The sequence below is a fragment of the Hymenobacter sp. R533113 genome (assembly GCF_056835965.1).
In genome coordinates this window covers 307,795-326,999 of sequence record NZ_JAKWBD010000013.1, presented here as the reverse complement: position 1 = coordinate 326,999, position 19,205 = coordinate 307,795, and the positions used below count along the sequence as shown (strand labels likewise).

Below are 19,205 nucleotides of genomic sequence, written 5' to 3'. Positions count from 1 at the left end.
TCGGGTAGCTACATCAATGCGTATCTTGCTGATCCTTTTTACTTGACTTGTCAGATATGGACGCCAAAATCACGCTTTATACCCTTCTCGATAAGGCCCTGCAAGACCGGTTGTTCTACGTGCCGTTCTGGGATTGCCCCTACGAATGCACGTTCTGCTGCGTGGACTCCCTGCCCGGTACGGCTCCCGGCTGGCCCGACGCCGGTGAGGCGCTGCTCTTCGAAATGGCGGAAGAAATGAGCCAACGCTACGGTCGGCGCATCGAGCTGCACTTCTACGGTGGCGAGCCTATGCTGCGGGCCGGTTACGTCGAGCACGTAGCCCGGCGGGTGTTGACCAGTCCGTTTATCAGCAAGCTGGTGCTCTATACCACGCTACGGAGCAGCTCCCCGAGCAAGGTGCTCGATATTTTGGGTCCCAAGCGGCTACAAATTCTTGTCAATCCCGATACGGTGAATGAGCGAACCACGGCGGCCCTCCAGGAGCTGAAGGGCGTGGCGCAGCTGAACCTACTGCCCGTGCATCTGATGACTGGCCGTGGAGCCGTGGACGTGCGCGCCGACTGGCATCGTCGGTTGCCCATCGGCTGGCCTGGGCATAGCTGTTTTGCCAAGGCATCGGGCCCGCTCATCAACGGGCCGCAGCAGACGGTGCACGTCTGCTGCCTACCCCAAAGCCCGGTGCTGGGCTCGTTCAGCGACAGCGCCGCCGACTTGCTCAACCGCTACGACGCGGCCCTGCGCACTGTGCCCAAAGCGCTGAATCAGGCCTGCCGCAGCAGCGGGGCGGCCCACCCATGTAGTGTCTGCAACCGCTATTCCGGCTATCAGTCGCAGGCTGGGCCGGGCCGCAATGACTTCGGAGTGCAGGAAGCGCTGGCCTTGGCTAGTAGCGTCCAACCCGTAGGTGCATGAGACGGCATCGCTCCGGCTTAGCGAATTATGTTAAATTCCGTTAGTGCGAAATCTACTCCTTAATCACGATTTCCTCCGTGTGAAACACGTTGCCTTGTTCTCCCTTCAATTGCACCGTCGCCAGTAGCTTTTTGCCTTTCTGCTGAAAGCGAAACACGCCGTAGTGCTTCTGATTGACCAGCGGGCCGATGCGGTATTTATTCGCTTCGCCGGTGTTATTGGTGGCCGAGTGCGTGAGGCCGCTGGAGGTGATTTCGTAGACCGGATACGCCACGCCGGGCAGGGTTATTTTGGCCATTTCGCCGATGTGCCGGTCGCCGCTGACGAGCAGGACGCCTTTGGCTTTGGTGCTGGCCAGCAGGCTGAACAGGCGCTGGCGGGCAGCCGGGAAATTAGCCCACTTTTCATAGGGATGCTCTTCGGCCAGAAACTGAATGCCGGAGCCGATAATGTGGGCGTCGGCGTCGCTGGTGGCGAGTTGCTGCTGAAGCCACTGCCACTGCGCCTCGCCCAGCAGGTCGCCGGTGGCGTTGGGGATGTAGGCTTTGGTAGAGTCTTTTTGGAGGGCGTCCTGGTGGTAGCGGTCGTCGAGCAGGATGACTTTTACTTTTTTGCCCCCCACCTTATAATCGTAGGCGGCGTAGATGCCTTCCTGCTGACGGCGCGGACTGCCAGCAGGTTCCTGCAGGAAGTCGAGGGCCAGCTGCTGGCTTGCTTTTTGGGTCCAAACGATTTGTCGCCGTCGTTGCGGCCGTAGTCGTGGTCGTCCCAGGTGCCGATGACCGGGACCTGGGTGCGGAAGGCTTTGTAGTCGGGTTGATTGAACTGCTGGTCGTACTTGGCTTTAAGCACAGCCATATCTTCGGAGTCGCCGTAGATGTTGTCGCCGAGCCAGATCCAGAGGTCGGGCTTCTCCGCTGAAATAGGCTTCCACATGGGCTGGGGTAGGTTCTGGCGGTTGCAGGAGCCGAAGGCGATGGTCAGCTCTTTCTTGCGCTGCGCCATAGCCGTTGGGCTGCCCAGGTGCAGGAGCAAACCCAGAATCAGGAGGTATTTCTTCATTTTGCAAAGATCTGGGGTAAGGCAGTACTAACTACGCGGCTTGGTGTAAAGCAACTATTAAGAAATGCCCCCCAGCGTACCGCACCGCCTGCCGCCGGTCTAATTTTTGTGCTTGGGGGCACACGCCACGCCGTCACTGCGCGTTAAATGTGCTACTTCCCTTGAAAACTAAACGATTTCTGCCCTTGAATACGCTCCTGATTGTTCTTGCTTTTTTCGTGCGCGCCTGATGGGCGGTAAGCTGACTACCTGCCTCGGGGTCGTATTTCTGTTGGTCGGCGGCCTTAGCCACGCGGCTTTTGCCCAGTACCCCGTGCGGGGTATTATCCGGGATAAACAAACCAAGGAGCCGCTGCCATTCGTGGGTATTGGCGTAAAAGGTACGACCCTGGGCACGGCCAGCAACGAGAACGGAGAGTTCACCCTCAGCTTGCCCTCCGTGCCGCAAACGCTGATCGTATCGGAGCTGGCCCACATCAAGGATACGGTGCGCGTCACGGAGGCGGGCCAGGCGTTGGAAATAGAACTGGCGCCGGCCACGGTGGTGCTGTCGGAGGTGAAAGTGGCCAGCTACGCCTACCAGTTGGTAGACCGCGCTTACCAGCAGATGAAGAAAAACTACGGCCGTAAATTCTACGGCAAAGCCTACTACCGCCAGATCACGCGCATCGACAATGACCCCACGGAACTGCTGGAAATGGTGTGGAACGCTAAGTCCAACAACGCCCGTATTGAAGGCACGAGCATGGCGCAGGGCCGCTACGCCGCCAAGCAAGCCCTGATCAGCGACAAAAATTTTTCGCTCTACACCAAAGCTTTCGGCCTCTACGACGACAAGGCTGACACAACAAAAGCGCTTGGCCTGTTCAGCCCCAACGTTGTCGAGAATTATCTGCTGGAAATAAAAGGTGTTCTGGAAAAAGGCGAGACGGGCGGCGTGGCGGAAATTGCCTTTGAAACGCGCCCCGAGCAAACCAAATACCGCTCGAAAGGCACCGTCTGGATTGACGTGGATACTTACCAGGTAATCCGCTACAAGATGACCACGCCCCAGCTTACCCGCAAAGCCAACAACCCGACATTCTCCTTCAAAAACACGGAGCTGGAGCTGGATATGGTGTTTCAGAACGACACCACGGCCGTAAACCCGCTGGAGCACATCCGGGCCATTATGACCTACGACCTAGTGCGCCCCGGCCTGCCGCCCGCCAAAATGAATGTATCGGCTTTCACCTTTTTCTACGACACCAGTCGCAAGCCTACGAACCTGACGTACAGCAAAGTGAGCAGTAACGAGCGCGACCTGGAAGCCATCAGAAAGGTGAAGTATAATCCGGAATTCTGGGCCAATAACCCGGTGGTAAAACGTACCCCGCTGGAAGATGAGGTAGCCAAGTCATTTGAGCAGAAAGGTGCGTTCGGAACGATGGTAAAAAAGCCCGAGCCTAAGACCGGCATTCGTATTCGGAACGGACAGATAGAATAGTACGCTGGGGGGCTTTTTGCTAAGCTCCACCCATATTTTCTCAACGCCCCGCTCCAACTTCTGCTCGGGAGTTGGGGCGGGGCGTTTTTGGTGGATGTGATGCTTACTTATGCTGCTCCCACTCCGCCAGCTCAGTTCGGTGCTCCTGGTAAATCCGGTTGAGTATGGCCGTGTCGGGATTGGTGCCGAGCACAATGGTAGTGCCTTGCTCACGGGCGTAGTTATTCTCGACTTTGCCCCGGCGCTGATAGCTGGTAAAATACTCCCCAAAGTCCTCAAATTCATCCGTAACCAAGATAATGTGCCGGTATGGCTGCACCGGGCGCGTTGGAAACCAGTACAGGTAGCTGCCATTGAAGCTATGGGCGGCAGGCATCGCCCGCGCCCGATTGTAGTAGTTCAAAGCCCCGGCCTGACCGTAATTATCGCACAGTACCAGGGTGCGGCTCCGCGAAGAGTCGGGCAGACTTTGGTACACTTGCCAGGCTTTGTCGGCCAGCTCCTGCCAGCCCAGCATATCGGCGAAATCCTGGGGCAGCGGGTGAATCTTGCCGTCTTCCCAGCGGTTGGCGCCGGTACTGCGGTAGGCTTCGCCAATCTGCTGCATTCGGGCCGGCGGATAGAGCGCGTAAGCATACGGAAACAGCGGAATAGCCAGCACCAGCAACACTGCCGGCAATATGGGCCGCGCCAGCTTGCTCAGGCGCGGAAAGTGCCCCAGCTGATGCTCCAGCCACGCCGCTCCCGCCGCAAACAGAATGGGGTAGTAACCCAGGGCGTAGTAGCTCTTGCCGTGCAGCACCGTAAGGATAAAAAGCCCCCCAAGAAAGACAAAGCCCACGCTGCGGTATGGCTGAAACGGCTGATAGAACAACAAAGCCAGCAGCCCCGGTACCCACACCCACAGGGCCGGAAAACACATGAGCACCTGGTCTTGCCAGAAGTCAGCCGCCGACACATTTACCAGCTGCGAGTCGTGCAGCAGCGCCATGTGGTGCAGAAAGGGAATGCCATGCCGTAGCTGCCAGATCAGGTTGGGTAAAAACAGCGTCAGAGCAATGCCGGCCGCTATCCACCCGGCTTTGGTAACCAGAATATGGCGCTGCTCGGTCAGCAGAATTCCGGCGAGCAGCGCCCCGATGAAAAAGAAGGTGGTGTACTTATTCAGCAGGCTTAGGCCCAGTACTACACCAATGCCGTACAGGTAGCGCGGCTGCGGCTGCCGACCGTAGGCAAGCAGCCAGTAGCAGCTGAGCGTAAAGGCAAAGACTTCGAACGAGTTGGGCTGAAAGAGGAAGTTGAGCCGCGAATAAGCGCAGACGATGTAGCTGAGGCAGGCCAGCGCCTGCGCCCACCAGCCGCCGCCCAGCCGCTGGGCCGCCCGTCCCACCACGTACACCGTACCCGCGCCCCACAGCAAGGGCCAGAATTTCACCCAAAAATACCCCCCACCCAAGGCCAGCGTGAGCCAGCTTTGCAGGGCCATCAGGGGCGGCACTTCCAGGTAGCCCCAAGCCAGGTGCTGACCATAGTTGAGGTACAGATATTCGTCGCGGTGCAGCTCGTACACCCGGCTGGCCAGCACGAAGCCCAGCAAAAACTTGAGTAGAGCGAAGAGGAGCGGAACAAGGCGTTTCATGCCGGAATATATTCGATTTCTAATAAATGCTTGGTTCGCGTTATTTCCGGCCGACTAGCAAACGCAAGTTGCGGAGTGGTTAGAAATTAGAGTTAGAAGCTAGCTCCCCTCCTCCGCTGAATTCCGCGCATCAAGCGGCGTGGGTTGGGGGTGGTTGGCAATCGTTACACAGTTTTTAGTTGCTAGCTCTAGCCTTTGTTCTCTCAGCATCAACCACCCCCAGCCCACGTCGCTTGATGCGCGGAATTCAGCGGAGGAGGGGAGCTAACTTCTAACTCTAGCTTTGAACGCTCCCCAACCTGAGTTAGCTATATTGCCCCCCACTCAAACTCTCTTCCTCTCTCACCCCTTTCCCCATGAAGAAACTAGCCCTTTCCGGGTTGCTGGTTGGCGCGCTGCTAACCGCTTGTAATCAGCAGAAAACCACGGCCAATGGCAGCAGCGACGCTGCGGCTACCGGCACCGCTGAAGTAAAAGACCTGTCGACGCTGTTTGCCAATTTCTGGGAAGAAAACCTCAAGCTTTTCCCGCTGGACGCCACCACCCAGGGCGATAATCGCTACAACGACCGGCTGCCCAACGACCAGACCCAAGCTTTCCGCGACACGCTCCGGACGACGTACCAAAACTACCTCAGCCAGCTGCAAAAGTTTGACCGCGAAAAGCTGTCGGACAACGATAAAATCAGCTACGATATTTTTAAGTACGACCTGGAGAATAAGCTGGCCGGTCTGAAGCTAAACACCTGGATGATACCGTTTCAGCAGTTTTGGGGCTTGCCCATTACGCTGGGGCAGTTTGGCTCGGGCTCGGGTATTCAGCCCTTCAAAACCGTGAAGGACTACGACGACTGGTTGGGCCGCGCCAAGGGCTTTGCCGCCTGGGGCGACTCGGCTATTGGCAACTTTCGCAAGGGCATGGCCGCCGGCGTAGTATTGCCGCGCACGCTGGTAGAGAAGATGATTCCGCAGATGCAGGATCTGGTAGTCACGGACCCCACCAAGAGCCTGTTCTACGGCCCGGTAGCGAAGTTTCCGGCTGGTTTTTCGGACGCGGATAAGCAGCGTCTCACCGCCGCCTACAAGGATGTTATTCTGATGAACCTCGTGCCGACGTACCGGAAGCTGGGGACCTTTTTGAAGAACGAATACCTGCCTAAAGCCCGCACCACCACCGGTATTTCGGCCGTACCCGGCGGGCCGGAAATCTACCGCTATTACGTAAAGAGCTGGACCACCACCGACAAGACGCCCGAGGAAATCTACCAGACGGGTTTGGCGGAGGTAAAGCGCATTCGCTCGGAAATGGAGCGGGTAAAAAATGAAGTCGGCTTTAAGGGTGACCTGAACGCTTTCTTCACTTACCTGAAAACCGATAAGAAGTTCACGCCCTATCAAACCCCCGAGCAGGTATTGGGAGCTTTCCGCGCCATTCAGGCCAAGATTGATCCGAACCTGAAGAAGATGTTCGGCCGCACGCCCAAAACGCCGTTTGAGATTCGGCAGACGGAGGCTTTTCGTGCGGCTTCGGCCTCGGCTGAGTACAACCAGGGCAACCCCGACGGCTCGCGGCCGGGCGTGTTCTACATTCCTATTCTGAACGCGAAGGAGTTTAATACGACCTCGGGCATGGAGTCGCTGTTTTTGCACGAGGCCATTCCGGGTCACCACTACCAGATTTCGCTTCAGCAGGAAAACGAAAGCCTGCCCAAGTTTCGTCGCTTTGCCTGGTATGGTGCTATGGGCGAAGGCTGGGCGCTGTACACCGAGAGCCTGGGCAAAGAGCTGGGCCTGTACACCGATCCCTACCAGTACATGGGCGCGCTCGGCGACGAGATGCACCGCGCCATTCGCCTGGTAGTAGACGTGGGCATGCACACCAAAAACATGACCCGCGAGCAGGCTATCAAGTATATGATGGATAATGAAGCCATCAGCGAGCAGGGCGCCACCGCCGAGATTGAGCGCTACATGGCCATTCCGGGGCAGGCGCTGAGCTATAAAATCGGGGCGCTGAAGATTCGGGAGCTGCGCCAGAAGTATCAGAAGCAGCTGGGGGGCAAATTCAACCTCAGCAACTTCCACGACGAGCTGCTGAAGGACGGCGTGATGCCCCTGGCCGTGCTGGAGCGCAAAATGGACGCCTGGGCCGCTGGGCAGCAGTAGGTTTCCGCGCTTCGGTTTTAATTAAATGCAAAAGGCAGCCGAATCGGCTGCCTTTTTTTGTGGCTAACAACATCTGGGGGCTTTTACCAAACCTTACACACCTACAATAGACTATACTTTTTTAAGCTGGGCAGTCGGCTTTCTGCCAATACTGTCCGTTTAAGACCTTATACGTTATTTCATTAAAAACCAATCTAATGTCTCAGCAACTCCGACAAACACTCGCCCTGGGCGCTATGGCCGGCATGCGCAGCATGACGGCGCCTGCCACGCTAAGTCACGCTTTGGCCAAAAACAATTCTGCCGCTTTGGCCAGCTCGCCCTTACGGTTTCTGCAGTCGCCCACTACGGCAAAGATTCTTAAGGGCGTAGCCCTCACCGAAATGGTTGCTGACAAGCTGCCCGGTATGCCCGACCGCACGTCGCCACCTATTTTATCGGGTCGCATTCTGGCTGGGGGACTGGTAGGCGCGGCGGCTTACAAAGCCAAAAACGATAGTATGCTGACTGGCGCTCTGCTGGGCAGTGCCATGGCGGTGGCTGCTACCTACGGTGCCTTATATCTGCGCAAAACGCTGGGCAAGACCACCGGCCTGCCCGACACGGTATGGGCAGTGGTGGAAGATAGTTTGGTTCTCAAAAGTGCCCTGTCAGTGGTGCAAGACGCCCGCCGTAGCACAACCAATCAGCTTCAGTAGCTTATTATTCACAAAAAAAGCCCCCCAACAACAAGCTGGGGGGCTTTTTTATACTTGGGTGTAGCTAATTGCTACGTGCCTTCCGGCTCTTAACGTTGGGTAGTAGAGCCGCCACCCATGCCACCGCTGCCAGTGCTACCACCACCGGAAGTTGTGCCATTGCCGCTTTGGTCGGTGCCCGACGCTTGAGAAGGAGCCTGCTTGGCGTTCTGGCTATTGCCATCCTGTGCTTTATCCACTGGCGCTGGCTGGCCCGAAGCCGTTTGCGGCGAAGTAGCCGTGTTGCCGCTAGGTGCCGAGTTCATCGCATTATCAACGGACATCTGCTGGTCGGCGGCGGAGCCTTTGCCTAACGGCGGCTGCACGTTTTGCACCCGATTCACGCTGTCGCGGGCTATTTCGTTCGTAGTGGCTTCGGGGGCGGCTTCCAAATTGAGGTTCCTATCGAATTGGGTGTCTTTGCCGGGGCCCCTCTGGTAGTCGCAGGAGGCTAGTGGGGCCGTAGCGACCAGCAGAATAGCCAGCGCGTAACGCTGTTGGAGTTTCATAAAAAAGTGTTTGGGTTGAAAGACTAGGTTGGAAGGCCTGTATACGGCAAGCGCCCGCTGATAGCCGAAGCTAAATCAGCAATAAAGGTCACCCCCAGCGTTTTTGTCGGGCCGGCCATTTGCGCGCCGCCCGATACCTTTGCCTGATGCCTGTTTCAGCCCTTATGAACTGGAGTGGGGGCAAAGATTCGGCCCTTGCTCTCTACCACGCCCTTCGCAACCCCAGCTACCAGGTTACGCACCTGCTCACCAGCATCAATGCCCACTTCCAGCGCGTATCCATGCACGGCGTGCGGGTAGCTTTGCTCGAAGCGCAGGCCCAGCGCATCGGGTTGCCGCTGGTGCAGCTGGCCCTGCCCGAATCGCCCAGCATGGAGGAGTATGAGCGTCTCATGCACGATGCGTTAGCCCCGTTGCAGGCCCAAGGCGTGAGTCAGGCCATTTTCGGGGATATTTATTTGGAAGACCTTCGGGCTTACCGCGAGCAGCAGCTGGCGCAGATCGGGCTGGGGGGCATTTTTCCGCTTTGGCAGCGCCCCACCGCCGATTTGCTGCGCGAATACCTCGATCTGGGCTTTCAGGCCGTGGTAGTATGCGTAAACGAGCAGCACCTCGACGCCAGCTTCTGCGGCCGCCTCCTCGACGCCGATCTTCTGCGCGATTTGCCCCCCGGCGTTGACCCCTGCGGCGAGAATGGCGAGTACCACAGCTTCGTGTTCGACGCCCCGTATTTCAGCCGCCCCATTCCTTTTGAGCGCGGCGAGCTGGTGCGCCGCACCTATCCGGCCCCCACGCCCGGCGCTCCCGAAGTCGGCTTTTGGTATTGTGATTTGCTGCCAGCGTAGGCTAGATTCTGGTTGTTTCAAGCTTATTATAATGGCCTGACGCAGACAGGCAGGCGTTTTTAAAGCGGTTTTGCCATTATTGTACGGGGAGTAGAGGCGCAATATTTTGCGTCTCGTCGTTGAACTGCTAACGGCCGCAACGACGAGACGCAAAATATTGCGTCTCTACTACGGCGTTCAACGTCTATACGCTGATCCTGAAACTGCTGCATATAACTTGGATAACGCAACAGTAGTCATACCTGAACCCGAACGCCCCATGAGCCAGCCTTATGTTATCCCCGCCACCACTCGCATCGGCCACGTACACCTGAAAGTGACTGACTTAGAACGCGCCATTAGCTTTTACTGCGGCTTACTGGGCTTCCAAATAACCCAGCGCTATGGTACGCAGGCCGTGTTTATCTCGGCGGGCGGCTACCACCATCATATCGGGCTGAACACCTGGCATAGCCTGGGCGGGCCGCCCGCCCCGCGCAACACGGCCGGCCTGTACCACATAGCCATTCTGTACGCTACTCGCCCGGAGCTGGCCGTGGCCCTGAAGCGCCTGCTGGCCGCCGACTACCCCATTACCGGCGCCGCCGATCATGGCGTGTCGGAAGCTGTCTATCTAAATGACCCCGACGGCAATGGCGTCGAGCTTTACTACGACCGCCCGCAGGAGCAGTGGCTCCGCTCCGCCGCCGGCGAAATCAATATGGTTACCGATCCGCTGGACATTCCGGCATTATTGGCGTCAGTTGACATTTAACAATTATCATTTAACACTGAGAGCGAACCTGCTCACTGCTAAATGTTAATTGTTAAATGTCAATTGACCTGGGCACCTTCGCGTAGCACCCAGTTGCCGGCTTGGTCGAGCCACTTTAGCTCTTCACCGGGCCCCACGCCGCGGGCAAAATTGAGTGAGCACACGTCGATAGTTTCGGTTTCGACCCGATTAACTGACATGTGTTCTACATACTTAAGCACTAGTTTTTGCTCGTCAATGCAGCGCGGATGGAGCGCCAGATTGTGCGAGGGGCTGGGCATGGCCGCTGACGGGTATAGCAGCCCATCAAACTGCTCACCCAACTGGAAAGCCTCCGTCAGGGCAACGGACAGGCGATAATTGTGCTGCTCATCGGGGCCTACGGGTTGAGTAAAGCAACCCGTCAGGAACTCGGCCACGTGGCGCTCCGACTCCGGCAAGCGTTGGAGCGCCTTCTGCAGGGCCTCTTCGCGGTCGGAGTGGGGGTCGTCGGCGCAGAGGTCGGCGTACCCAAAGCCCGCGATACGCAGCGGCTTGCGCGTTTGCCAGCGGCTGATAATGATGTGGTCGCCGGGCTTTACGCCCGCCTCAAAAAAGGGCGGATGCCAGGTAGCACTGCAATAAAACATCGGATTGCCGGCCCGATTGGCCCTCTGATCCTTGCTCACTCGTTCAGGCGGCGGATACGATACATCACTAAAGCGTTGGGGCGGCTCGCCTTGGCAAGGTATGCCACGATAAAGCACTAGGCCCGGTTCAAACTCAATGCAGCGCAAGGCGTGGCCCGTCAGTATTTCCCGCATTTGGGGTACCAGATCATCGATGGAGTGCTTGCGCAGATCCAGTTTTTTGAGAACGGCTATTTTTTGGCTGATTTCCTTCGCAGCCGTGGGGTGGGTATCGGGTTGGGAGGAAGGCATGAATGGAATAGATTGATTTTAGGAACAGAGGAGCTTGGTTGGTGTAGTACCTAATGAGACCTCACTCTAGTCCTTCGGAAAGGGGATAAAGTGAGGTCTCATTTAAAGCCAGCAATAGTCTACGACAAGAATCAGCGTCGAGCGTACTTCCTGCCCTTCTTCTTATTCTTCACCAGGAAAAGGGCAACGGTGGCAGCCAGTCCCAGACCTAGCGCCCACTTGGAGAAGGCGGTAGCCACGGGCGGCGGCACCGAGGTTACGCCGGTTTCGTCGGCAGTAGCGGGCTGGGGCACGTAGCGGCCGTGCTTCGGAATAACTACTTCATCGAAGTGCTCCACCAACTCCTTTAGCTGTTGCAGAAGCTGCGTGCCGTGCATCGGAATGCCGTGGCCAGTGGCGGCAATATGGGGCTTCAAATCGGCCAACAGTGTGACCGATTGTCGGGCTTGGGGCCAATTTTGGGTGAAATAAGCAGGTGGGCCGTGCACCTCCTGGCGCTGCTCCCACACCGCCGAACCCGACTCCTGCTTCACGGTTACGAAAGCGTCGCCGGCGAGCAGCACGCGGTCATGCTCACGGAAAAACGATACGTGGCCCGCCGTATGACCAGGCGTATGATGCCAACGCCAGCCGGGCAGATGCGGCACCGAGCCATCGGTGGGCAGGGCTTGTACTCGGCTACCCAGGTCAATAGGTTGCTTAGGATAGAGGAATGACATGGCGGCCATGACTCCGCCGCCTACGGTTGGGTCTGGTGGGGGATAAGCCGAGCGACCCGTGAGGTAAGGCAGCTCCAGGGGGTGCGCGTACACGGGCACATCCCACTCGTTGGCAAGTGTAATCAGCGCTCCTACATGGTCGAAGTGGCCGTGGGTGAGAATGATGGCCGCCGGACGAGCTTCCGCGCCAAATATCTCGGCGGCGTGGCGGCGTATGGTGCCCGCCGAACCGGGCAGGCCCGCATCAACTAAAACCCATTCATTGGTGGGAGCTTCGGGCTCGCGCACATAGTAGAGGTTGGTAAATACATTACGCAGTCCCCAAATACCCGGCGCAACGGCCTGGAGGGCGGGCGTACTAGCTCGGTTAGCCATACAGAAAAGTGTTTTGGTTAGAGATAGGTAAGCAGGTAGTAATTGGTAAGCTAGGGACTTATGAAGCTAAAATCAACCAAAAAAGCCCCCCACAGCAAGCCAGACACACAACGCTGGCCACGGGAGTAGCCTTGCTAACCAGAAAGGCAAGGCAGCAACCGCACCTGCTGGCTATTTTACTGGAAGCGCGATTTCGCAAGTGCAGAGCACATCCCGGCGTGGCGTAGCCACCTGATAATTGGGCTGTGATACCTCCAGCATATAAATGACATCCAAACGCTGCACAGGAACATTATCGGAGTCTTCATTCCATACGCGCAATAAGTAGTTGCAGTAGTAAGGACGCAGATAAATGTTGGAAATGAACAGGTAATTCTCGGAGTATTTGCGCCAGCGGTCGTTTTTGAATAACGACACCACCGACTTGGGCTTGGTAAGCGTAACGGGCCTTCCCTTGCGGTTCAAGTCAATGTGCTGCCCTTCGGGCGTAGTAGCGTCCAGAATATACCAGCCGTCGTCTTTGAAAACAGCCGGCGCAAACATGCCCCAATGCTGATCGGTACGAAATAGGTAGCCAAACCAGCGCAGCGGCTCCGACATAGTGAGCGAAGGATTGGCAATCGAATCCAGATTCCACCAGCATATATAGGCCAAGAGCAAGGTCACCACCGCATTGCGCAGGCGGTGAAGTAGCTGAATAGTTTTGGGGGGCAAATTCAGGCTCGATTCGACCTGCACCCGCACGGGGCTGCGCCAACTACTCAGGCGAGCCAAGTGTGACTGAAGCCGTTGTGTGCGGGTCCGAATGTGCCGATCTATCCAGTTCATGGCGGGCGTGGGCAGCAAACCAAGTACAGAGGCCATGTTTATCAGGAAAAACAACCCGACAAACAAGGTCAGGCTGATGCCCAGATGAAACCCGTACATCACCACCACAAACAGCACCCGCCAGAACGGCACGCCCACTGGAATGAACAGCACAAACGGCAGTAGCAGCTCGGTGTAATAAACCGCAAACGTGAGAAAGCGCATTACTTCCGGAAACTGGTAGAGTATCCGGCCGCCCGGCATCAACACCTGGTCGAGGCTGAGCGCGTAGTAAATAGCGGTGCCTTCGGTGGTCCATTCGGGGGCATTTTTGAGCAACGCCGTACACCAATATACCAGCGCCAGCTGCACAATATACGCCACCGTAGCCGCGCTAAAGTAGGAGTAGGAGGCCGGCTTAGGCTCTGTCCGACCCACATCGGCGGAGTACATGCGGCCCCAGGGCAGGAAAATGCCCCAGAAGAGCAGCATCCGCAGTAGGTCGTCGCCACCCTGGCCAATGATAGGGTTCCGATTCTGCAACGATACCAGCAGCAACCACGATACCACCGTCGCTAGACGGGTTTTGTAGCCCAGCAGCAGCATGAGGGCAAATCCCGCCGCCACCAGAAATAGCAGCGCCTGTACTTGCCACAAGCCACTGATGTTGTGCAGACTAACTTGGTAAGCATTCCAGTTGCGCTCATACAGCACATGGAGAGGCAGAATGCCCATATTGGCATAGTGCGCCTCCAAATCGGTGCTGCGAATAGCCAGGTCAGTCAGGACAACGGCGGCGGTTGCTATGCGCAGTAAGGCCAGTGCCCGAAGATCGAGAACAAAAGGGCTGCGCAGAAAATCGAGGACACGGGTCATAGGAGCCGCGCTGGGGGGCAAAATGAAAGGAAAAAAGAAAGCGAAAAGGTGCGCCACCTAGTTGGATGGTTTGCCTTTTCGCCTTCAAAAGAGCAACCGACCTTAAGGCCGGAATCGGAAATTACTTGGTAGTGCTACCAGTAGTAGTGCTGCCGGATGTAGTGCCGGTAGTAGTGCGCCCCGACGTAGTACCGGTAGTGCGCCCTGAGGTGGTACCGGTAGTGGTGCGGCCCGAAGTGGTGCGCGTGTTAGTGCGGCCCGAGGTAGTGCCAGTGGTAGAAGTGCGGGTAGACTGAGTAGCCGTTCTAGTGCGGCCACTGGTTGTACCAGCAGTAGTACCTGCCGTCATGCCTGCGGTAGAGCCAGCAGTGCTACCCGCCGTTGTGCCAGCCGTAGAGCCAGCGGTGATAGTGCCCGACGTAGTGCTGCCAGCCGTCATGGTGCCCGTGGTAGAGCCAGTGGTCATAGTACCGGCGGTGCTGCCCGCAGTCATGGTGCCAGCAGTAGTACCGGCGGTGGTTCCTACGGTGGTACCCGTCGTGGTAGAGCCGGCGGTTACTCTTCCGGTAGTGGCGCCGGCAGTGGTGCCGTAGGTAGTGCCTGTAGTGGCACTGGTGGTGGAGCCAACAGTAGAGCTACCCGTGCTACCCGTGGTAGAGCCAGCAGTGGTTTGAGCGGAAGCACTTGCCGAAATAAAAACAGCCGCCAATAAAGCAGCAAACGATACAAACGTTGATTTTTTCATAGCTTTGGAAAAAGAGTAATAGGAAAATGAATGGTATTGCAGTAGGAAAACCTAAACGGTAACTTGAATGCTGCTGCAAGATGTAAGAGTAAGTTGATCATCAAGATTTGACGTCAAAGTGCCAACTGCTCTTTATAAAAAGGGGGATAACTACCAGTCGGTAATTATCCCCCTTTTTATAGGTTATATGTTCAAATTAATGAACATCAACTTATCGGGTAGTTGTGCCCGAAGTGGTACCAGTAGTAGTGCTACCTGAAGTAGAACCGCTGGTAGTACCGGTAGTGCTACCCGAGGTAGAACCACTGGTAGTACCCATTGTGGTGCTGCCGCTGGTGCTACCCGAAGTAGTACCCATCGTGGTGGTTCCAGTTGTGCCAGTTGTGGTAGAACCGCTGGTAGTACCCATCGTGGTGCTGCCACTGGTAGTACCCATGGTGGTGCCGCTAGTGCTACCAGAAGTAGTACCTGAAGTGGAACCGCTGGTGCTACCGCCAGTCATAGAGTCGCTGGTGGTGCCTGATGTGCTACCGCTGGTGGTAGTGCCATCGGTGCCAGTAGAGGCGCAAGATGACATCAGCGAAGCTGAGGCAAACATGCCGGCAAATGCGAGGGTCGAAAGAAGAATCCGTGACTTTTTCATTGGAAGGATTAGTTGGTGAACGGGTTAAACCGGAGCGGGTGATATAATTCGAAGAGCCCCTTCTACGTGCAAACCGAAAGGAATAGTTACCGATGCCTTAATTTATTTTTTGCAATAGATCAAAATAACAGACAATAAAACAGCCATTTAATTATAAATATGCCCTCCCAGCTATGAATTTTAGCTATATAGGAAGGGCAAAATAATAATCAAGTCTGATCCTATATAAGCTTGAGTACTACTAAATAACTGATGTTACGCGGCATATTAGTCGATTGCTTGGAAAGGATGTTTCCTGAAGCAGCAATAGCTTCTTTCTGAGGCAGAGGTGCAGTTGCCGCGTAACATCAGTAAATAATAGAGTAAGTGTGGGGCTCTTTTATTAAAAATTAGCGAGTCGTAGAACCGCTACCCGTATCTGTGCCCGTACCTCCGCTAGTGGCACCAGTAGAACCAGTTCCGGCCGTCGAGCCAGTGCCGCCAGCGGTTGAGCCAGCTGTCATGCCACCACCTGTAGTAGAACCACCTGCTGTGCTAGCACTCGTCGAAGACATATCCGTTGTCGAACCTTCCATGGATCCACCAGCCGAATCAGTGGACATCATATCAGTGTCTGAGGAGGTTCCGGTACCGTCCTCCGTTGATGTGCCGTTTGCGCCTCCGGCACCAGCGTTGTCGCCGCTTCCACAAGCACCTAAGGTCAGGGTTGCTGGCAGTAGAGTAGCAGTTAGAACGTTAAGCCGTAATTGTTTCATAATGAAATGAAGGAAAGATGTTGGTTGTGGGTTGGAACAGAAATTAAAATAAGATTAAGCAGCTATACGACGGCATCATGGCAGGCAGTCAAAAAGCAGACGCAGAAGAAATACCTGTTTTTTAGAAAAAACCACAGGTACAAAATACGGACTGAGATACTCATTCCGTATTTTGTACCTGTTAATCAGTTAGTTATACAAGAGGAAGTCAATTTGAATCTCGTTGGCTACCTGACACACCATTTGTTTATCGAGTGGTAGAGCCACTCATTGTACCATCTGTTGTAATACCGCCGATTGTCGTTCCATTCGTTGTAGGTTTACTACCCCAACACGCTCCAAAAGCTACGATTTCTCTTTGCTTATCAACTGCATTATCTGTGCTCCATAAGGTTGGTAGAAGATACTTCTTCAGCTTAGCTGTTTAAACTATAAGTCCAACTGCTACCTATGACACATCAGCCCGCCGTTATTCTGTTTGACGGAGTTTGCAACCTCTGTAACGGCTTCGTGCAGTTCGTTATTAATCACGATTCTGGGGGGCATTTTCGTTTTACTTCCCTACAATCAGAGGTGGGCCAGAAACTTCTGGCCCAATACGGTACCACTGTAGCCGCCACTCCCGAAACCGTAGTATTGGTTGAGGAAGGGCAGATGTATACCCATTCTACTGCCGTGTTGCGCATTCTTCGCGGCTTGGGTGGGGCTTGGCAGCTGTTTTATGTTGGCCTGCTCCTGCCGCGTGCCCTGCGCGACGCGCTGTATCGCTTCGTGGCCCGGCATCGGTATCAATGGTTTGGCCAGCAGGAGGCTTGCATGCTGCCTACGCCTGAGCTGGCAGGGCGCTTTTTGTAGATGGTGCAGCTTGCAGCTGACAAGCCATCGTCCGTCTTTTATAAGGAGTAAGGCTCTTAAACTGCCACTATTAGAGGATAGAGTCTTCCGTAATACTGGGCAGTAAGGTTTTCAGCTGCTTAAGTACCGCAGCAGCATCACCTAGAGAGACAAAAAACTGGTTCTCAAATTCTTCCACGGCCCACGCGGCCTGCACGGCGGCCCGTACGCCCGCTGGAGTTAAGCTTATGGCTTTGGCACGGGTATCAGTGGTGTGCTCAGCGCGCAGTAGGAGCCCTTTGGCCTCCAGCGTCCGCAGCAACTTGCTGGTCATCATCTTATCGATGCGGGCATGAGCGGCCAAGTCTGTCTGCGTGACATTGCCCTGCTGCCCCAGCCAATAGGCTGCCGCCAGCACCACAAACTGCGCATGCGTGAGCCCAAATTTCTCCAAAGCCTTTTTTATCTCGCGCTGCCAATGATTACTGACCTGCCAAAGCACAAAGCCGGGGCTGTCATCCGGGCTTTCAAAGGAAAAAAGCGATTGGGCAACCATCGTGTGTAGGTAGTGGAAAGAGGGTGATTTGAGTCTGCTGCTTCATCATACGGGAGGACATATAATGGTGCGTAAAAAGCCCCCCAGTAATTTTTTGAGCGGTGTCCGAACTCTCAATGGAAGTAGTACTTTAGAACCGCCGCTCCAATTGAGCCGCTGCATCAAGGTCGCTCCGCAGTACAGAATAGTTGCCTAAAAATCTAGACTCGTTTTCTAGGTGATAAAGCAGGCCGCATTCAATCTGGTCCACAACGCGTTTTTCAGGGATAATACATAGTAGCTATGGTTATAGTAAATATAGTTATAGTAATCATATTTACTATAACCATATATGCGTTTTTTGCTTTCTCTGCGTACTAAATGCTACTCTTTCACTAAGCCTAACTTCATGCAAGCTCTACAACTCGACGGAATTAATGAACCGCTTATCCTTCAGGAAGTGCTTACACCTGAGCCCGCCGCTGGCGAAGTGCTGGTTGAGCTCCGAGCCGCTGCCTTCAACCACCGCGATGTCTGGATTCAAAAGGGACAATATGGCGGCCTGAAGTTTCCGTGCATTCTGGGTTCTGATGGTGCTGGCGTAGTAAGCGCCGTGGGAGAGGGAGCCAATCAGTCGCTGCTTGGCCAGGCAGTTGTCATCAATCCGGGCCACAACTGGGGCGAAAACCCGAGAGCGCAGGCCAAAAGCTTCAAGATTCTGGGCCTGCCGGACCAAGGCACCTTTGCCGAATTTATTAGCGTGCCCGCTCAATATGTGCATGCCATGCCGGCCCATTTGAGCTTCGAGCAAGCGGCTGCCTTGCCTCTTGGAGGGCTTACGGCGTATCGTGCGGCCTTTACGCGGGCGGGTTTGCAGGCGGGCGAGCGGGTGCTTATCACGGGTATTGGTGGGGGCGTGGCAGTGCTGGCCTTGCAAATGGCGGTAGCCCGCGGTGCCGAGGTGTGGGTTACGTCCAGCTCGGCCGAAAAGCTAGCTCGCGCCCAAGAGCTAGGAGCCAAAGGAGGAGCCAATTATAACGACGAAAACTGGGTTGCTGACCTCACTAAGCAGGCTGGGGGGCTTTTTGACGTGGTTATAGACAGTGCTGCTGGTCCCAGTTTCAACGCCTTGCTCGATGCTGCCGCGCCCGGTGGTCGTATCGTGTTCTTTGGCGGCACGCTGGGCGCTATTCCGCAGGTGCCACCGGCTAAGGTATTCTGGAAGCAACTCACCATTCTGGGCTCCACGATGGGTACGGAGCAGGATTTCGCTGATATGGTAAGCCTGATAGAGGAAAAGCAGATTGTGCCCGTCGTGGATCAGGTGTTTCCCATTGCTGAAGGAGAAGCTGCTATTCGCCGGTTGGCTGAGGGCGCGCAGTTCGGCAAAGTGGTTCTCAAAGTCAAGGAATTGTAGCTTCGACTATAAGGTTATTTACCTGTATTTTGAGCTTGTGATCAGACAGAAATGAATGATTCAAACATGAGATTTTAAGTAGGAATTTGCAGTAAAATACAAGTTTATAATAACAGGGTTAGGGAATGAAAACCGCTTTAAAGCTGTTGTCTTTTTGATTGCTTTTCTGACGTGTATCTTACTTCCCTAGCTATGAAATTACCTGTTGATTACCTCACTGGACCGGTTTTTCAATTAACCTACCCCACGGGTGAAATTGCCGAATCGGTACCCGTCGTTACCTACGACGATGCTTTGAAAGCACTGGAAGAAGCACTGGCTGACGCGGAAGAGTACAAGTACTTGTTGTTGCGTGCTATTCGCCGTAACGCTTCCGAAACAGTAGCTCCCGAAACTACTGTAATCACGGCTGAAGCAGCTGTAATCCCTATGTATGCTGAGGCTGCTTAGGCTGATAGTATGATTAGA

At 55.3% G+C, this 19,205-nt stretch carries 19 protein-coding genes; 10 read left to right on the top strand and 9 right to left on the bottom strand.

The genetic code is table 11. The features are described 5' to 3' along the window. The first annotated feature begins 56 nt into the window (after positions 1–56). The gene (locus MKZ35_RS10420) at positions 57–914 is read left to right on the top strand and encodes a radical SAM family protein (protein WP_482513229.1); all 858 of its coding nucleotides are present in this window, start codon (positions 57–59) and stop codon (positions 912–914) included. A 52-nt stretch (positions 915–966) separates the two neighbouring features. Here MKZ35_RS10420 and MKZ35_RS10415 read toward each other — a convergent pair whose 3' ends face one another. Continuing rightward, positions 967–1,536 carry an alkaline phosphatase D family protein gene (locus MKZ35_RS10415; RefSeq protein ID WP_482513228.1) on the bottom strand — a complete coding sequence of 190 codons (570 nt, stop codon included), beginning with the start codon at positions 1,534–1,536 and terminating at the stop codon, positions 967–969. Further along, positions 1,518–1,976 carry an alkaline phosphatase D family protein gene (locus MKZ35_RS10410; protein ID WP_482513227.1) on the bottom strand — a complete coding sequence of 153 codons (459 nt, stop codon included), beginning with the start codon at positions 1,974–1,976 and terminating at the stop codon, positions 1,518–1,520. The genes MKZ35_RS10415 and MKZ35_RS10410 overlap by 19 nt, the downstream gene beginning before the upstream one ends. 229 nt (positions 1,977–2,205) lie before the next feature. Here MKZ35_RS10410 and MKZ35_RS10405 point away from each other — a divergent pair, with 229 nt between their 5' ends. Continuing rightward, entirely contained in the window at positions 2,206–3,462 is a 1,257-nt protein-coding gene (locus MKZ35_RS10405) for a carboxypeptidase-like regulatory domain-containing protein (protein WP_482513226.1), read from the top strand. A 103-nt stretch (positions 3,463–3,565) separates the two neighbouring features. Here the strand turns inward: MKZ35_RS10405 and MKZ35_RS10400 are convergent, their stop codons facing one another. Continuing rightward, a complete protein-coding gene (locus MKZ35_RS10400) occupies positions 3,566–5,101 on the bottom strand; it encodes a glycosyltransferase family 39 protein (protein ID WP_482513225.1) in 1,536 nt (511 codons plus the stop codon). A gap of 356 nt (positions 5,102–5,457) precedes the next feature. Between MKZ35_RS10400 and MKZ35_RS10395 the strand changes: the two genes are divergently transcribed. Further along, entirely contained in the window at positions 5,458–7,266 is a 1,809-nt protein-coding gene (locus MKZ35_RS10395; protein WP_482513224.1) for a DUF885 domain-containing protein, read from the top strand. A 197-nt stretch (positions 7,267–7,463) separates the two neighbouring features. After that, positions 7,464–7,964, top strand: a complete 501-nt coding sequence (locus tag MKZ35_RS10390) for a DUF4126 family protein (RefSeq protein ID WP_482513223.1) — start codon at positions 7,464–7,466, stop codon at positions 7,962–7,964. Between the two features lie 89 nt (positions 7,965–8,053). Here MKZ35_RS10390 and MKZ35_RS10385 read toward each other — a convergent pair whose 3' ends face one another. Next, complete coding sequence (locus tag MKZ35_RS10385; protein WP_482513222.1) at positions 8,054–8,512, bottom strand: hypothetical protein; 459 nt, start codon at positions 8,510–8,512, stop codon at positions 8,054–8,056. Between the two features lie 146 nt (positions 8,513–8,658). Between MKZ35_RS10385 and MKZ35_RS10380 the strand changes: the two genes are divergently transcribed. Together MKZ35_RS10380 and MKZ35_RS10375 are read left to right on the top strand one after the other, a co-directional pair. Further along, positions 8,659–9,357 carry a Dph6-related ATP pyrophosphatase gene (locus MKZ35_RS10380; RefSeq protein WP_482513221.1) on the top strand — a complete coding sequence of 233 codons (699 nt, stop codon included), beginning with the start codon at positions 8,659–8,661 and terminating at the stop codon, positions 9,355–9,357. Positions 9,358–9,616: 259 nt separating this feature from the next. Then, positions 9,617–10,111: a VOC family protein gene (locus MKZ35_RS10375; RefSeq protein WP_482513220.1), complete on the top strand. Its 495-nt coding sequence runs from the start codon at positions 9,617–9,619 to the stop codon at positions 10,109–10,111. A 59-nt stretch (positions 10,112–10,170) separates the two neighbouring features. On the opposite strand, the gene MKZ35_RS10370 is transcribed toward MKZ35_RS10375, so the two are convergent. The 4 genes from MKZ35_RS10370 to MKZ35_RS10355 form a co-directional block, all read right to left on the bottom strand. After that, complete coding sequence (locus tag MKZ35_RS10370; RefSeq protein ID WP_482513219.1) at positions 10,171–11,031, bottom strand: RES domain-containing protein; 861 nt, start codon at positions 11,029–11,031, stop codon at positions 10,171–10,173. A gap of 131 nt (positions 11,032–11,162) precedes the next feature. Next, complete coding sequence (locus tag MKZ35_RS10365) at positions 11,163–12,125, bottom strand: MBL fold metallo-hydrolase (RefSeq protein WP_482513218.1); 963 nt, start codon at positions 12,123–12,125, stop codon at positions 11,163–11,165. A gap of 171 nt (positions 12,126–12,296) precedes the next feature. Beyond that, a complete protein-coding gene (locus tag MKZ35_RS10360; RefSeq protein ID WP_482513217.1) occupies positions 12,297–13,808 on the bottom strand; it encodes a hypothetical protein in 1,512 nt (503 codons plus the stop codon). 121 nt (positions 13,809–13,929) lie between these two features. Further along, positions 13,930–14,553 carry a hypothetical protein gene (locus tag MKZ35_RS10355; RefSeq protein WP_482513216.1) on the bottom strand — a complete coding sequence of 208 codons (624 nt, stop codon included), beginning with the start codon at positions 14,551–14,553 and terminating at the stop codon, positions 13,930–13,932. A gap of 224 nt (positions 14,554–14,777) precedes the next feature. On the opposite strand from MKZ35_RS10355, the gene MKZ35_RS10350 reads away from it, so the two are divergent. Together MKZ35_RS10350 and MKZ35_RS10345 are read left to right on the top strand one after the other, a co-directional pair. After that, positions 14,778–15,215, top strand: coding sequence for a hypothetical protein (locus MKZ35_RS10350; RefSeq protein WP_482513215.1), 438 nt, complete (start codon positions 14,778–14,780; stop codon positions 15,213–15,215). A 1,186-nt stretch (positions 15,216–16,401) separates the two neighbouring features. Continuing rightward, positions 16,402–16,806, top strand: coding sequence for a thiol-disulfide oxidoreductase DCC family protein (locus tag MKZ35_RS10345; RefSeq protein ID WP_482513214.1), 405 nt, complete (start codon positions 16,402–16,404; stop codon positions 16,804–16,806). Between the two features lie 70 nt (positions 16,807–16,876). Here MKZ35_RS10345 and MKZ35_RS10340 read toward each other — a convergent pair whose 3' ends face one another. Further along, a complete protein-coding gene (locus tag MKZ35_RS10340; RefSeq protein WP_482513213.1) occupies positions 16,877–17,341 on the bottom strand; it encodes a MarR family winged helix-turn-helix transcriptional regulator in 465 nt (154 codons plus the stop codon). 388 nt (positions 17,342–17,729) lie between these two features. On the opposite strand from MKZ35_RS10340, the gene MKZ35_RS10335 reads away from it, so the two are divergent. Both MKZ35_RS10335 and MKZ35_RS10330 read left to right on the top strand, forming a co-directional pair. Next, positions 17,730–18,737, top strand: a complete 1,008-nt coding sequence (locus MKZ35_RS10335; protein ID WP_482513212.1) for a zinc-binding dehydrogenase — start codon at positions 17,730–17,732, stop codon at positions 18,735–18,737. A 192-nt stretch (positions 18,738–18,929) separates the two neighbouring features. Beyond that, positions 18,930–19,187, top strand: a complete 258-nt coding sequence (locus tag MKZ35_RS10330; protein WP_482513211.1) for a hypothetical protein — start codon at positions 18,930–18,932, stop codon at positions 19,185–19,187. The last annotated feature ends 18 nt before the right edge of the window (positions 19,188–19,205 follow it).

Excerpts from the sequence above, each read along its gene's own strand:
- MKZ35_RS10345 (WP_482513214.1), top strand. The coding sequence starts at position 16,402 with ATGACACATCAGCCCGCCGTTATTCTGTTTGACGGAGTTTGCAACCTC.
- MKZ35_RS10360 (WP_482513217.1), bottom strand. The coding sequence starts at position 13,808 with ATGACCCGTGTCCTCGATTTTCTGCGCAGCCCTTTTGTTCTCGATCTT.
- MKZ35_RS10420 (WP_482513229.1), top strand. The coding sequence starts at position 57 with ATGGACGCCAAAATCACGCTTTATACCCTTCTCGATAAGGCCCTGCAA.
- MKZ35_RS10400 (WP_482513225.1), bottom strand. The coding sequence starts at position 5,101 with ATGAAACGCCTTGTTCCGCTCCTCTTCGCTCTACTCAAGTTTTTGCTG.
- MKZ35_RS10330 (WP_482513211.1), top strand. The coding sequence starts at position 18,930 with ATGAAATTACCTGTTGATTACCTCACTGGACCGGTTTTTCAATTAACC.
- MKZ35_RS10410 (WP_482513227.1), bottom strand. The coding sequence starts at position 1,976 with ATGAAGAAATACCTCCTGATTCTGGGTTTGCTCCTGCACCTGGGCAGC.
- MKZ35_RS10335 (WP_482513212.1), top strand. The coding sequence starts at position 17,730 with ATGCAAGCTCTACAACTCGACGGAATTAATGAACCGCTTATCCTTCAG.
- MKZ35_RS10405 (WP_482513226.1), top strand. The coding sequence starts at position 2,206 with ATGGGCGGTAAGCTGACTACCTGCCTCGGGGTCGTATTTCTGTTGGTC.
- MKZ35_RS10390 (WP_482513223.1), top strand. The coding sequence starts at position 7,464 with ATGTCTCAGCAACTCCGACAAACACTCGCCCTGGGCGCTATGGCCGGC.
- MKZ35_RS10395 (WP_482513224.1), top strand. The coding sequence starts at position 5,458 with ATGAAGAAACTAGCCCTTTCCGGGTTGCTGGTTGGCGCGCTGCTAACC.
- MKZ35_RS10380 (WP_482513221.1), top strand. The coding sequence starts at position 8,659 with ATGCCTGTTTCAGCCCTTATGAACTGGAGTGGGGGCAAAGATTCGGCC.
- MKZ35_RS10340 (WP_482513213.1), bottom strand. The coding sequence starts at position 17,341 with ATGGTTGCCCAATCGCTTTTTTCCTTTGAAAGCCCGGATGACAGCCCC.
- MKZ35_RS10355 (WP_482513216.1), bottom strand. The coding sequence starts at position 14,553 with ATGAAAAAATCAACGTTTGTATCGTTTGCTGCTTTATTGGCGGCTGTT.
- MKZ35_RS10385 (WP_482513222.1), bottom strand. The coding sequence starts at position 8,512 with ATGAAACTCCAACAGCGTTACGCGCTGGCTATTCTGCTGGTCGCTACG.
- MKZ35_RS10370 (WP_482513219.1), bottom strand. The coding sequence starts at position 11,031 with ATGCCTTCCTCCCAACCCGATACCCACCCCACGGCTGCGAAGGAAATC.
- MKZ35_RS10365 (WP_482513218.1), bottom strand. The coding sequence starts at position 12,125 with ATGGCTAACCGAGCTAGTACGCCCGCCCTCCAGGCCGTTGCGCCGGGT.
- MKZ35_RS10375 (WP_482513220.1), top strand. The coding sequence starts at position 9,617 with ATGAGCCAGCCTTATGTTATCCCCGCCACCACTCGCATCGGCCACGTA.